Origin of the sequence: Streptomyces millisiae (assembly GCF_031845425.1) — a bacterium.
GTDB lineage: Bacteria > Actinomycetota > Actinomycetes > Streptomycetales > Streptomycetaceae > Streptomyces > Streptomyces millisiae.
Genome location: NZ_JAVREM010000186.1, coordinates 1 through 636, shown reverse-complemented (window position 1 = coordinate 636; position 636 = coordinate 1). Strand labels below are relative to the sequence as shown.

The 636-nt window shown below is 70.3% G+C and carries 1 protein-coding gene; it reads left to right on the top strand.

Going from position 1 to position 636, the window contains the following annotated elements; all coding sequences use genetic code 11:
• Window positions 1–636 (top strand): cytochrome P450 (locus RNC47_RS36125; protein ID WP_311605089.1); only part of this gene is annotated, 636 nt, incomplete at both ends.

Genomic DNA, 636 nt, shown 5'->3' with positions numbered 1-636 from the left:
CGCCATGACGATGATGAACGTCGGGGCGGCGGGCAAGGAGGACGCCGTACGGGCCAAGGCCGAACTGCGCGGCTACTTCACCGAGCTGACCGCCGAGCGCCGCCGCTCCCCGGGCCAGGACCTCATCAGCACCCTGGCCACCGCCCGCGACGGCGACGAACTGCTCGACGACAAGGAACTCGCCGTCATGGCGATGGTCCTGCTCATCACCGGCCAGGACACCACCACCTACGAACTCGGCAACATCGCCTACACCCTGCTCACCCGGCCCGGCCTCCTCAAGACGCTCCAGACCGAACCCGAGCGGCTGCCCCGCACGATCGAGGAGCTGCTGCGGTACATCCCCTTCCGCAAGGGCGTCGGCATCCCCCGGGTCGCGACGGAGGACGTGGAGCTGGGCGGGGTCACCATCAGGGCCGGTGACATCGTCCATGTGTCGTACCTGACGGCCAACCGGGACTCCGCCAAGTTCGACCGCCCCGACGAGCTCGACCCCGACCGGCCGTCCATCCCGCACATGACCTTCGGCTGGGGCTCCCACCACTGCCTGGGGGCGCCGCTCGCCACCATGGAGCTGGAGGTGGCCTTCGCCACGCTGCTGGCCCGCTTCCCTGGCCTGCGCCTCGACGCCGAACC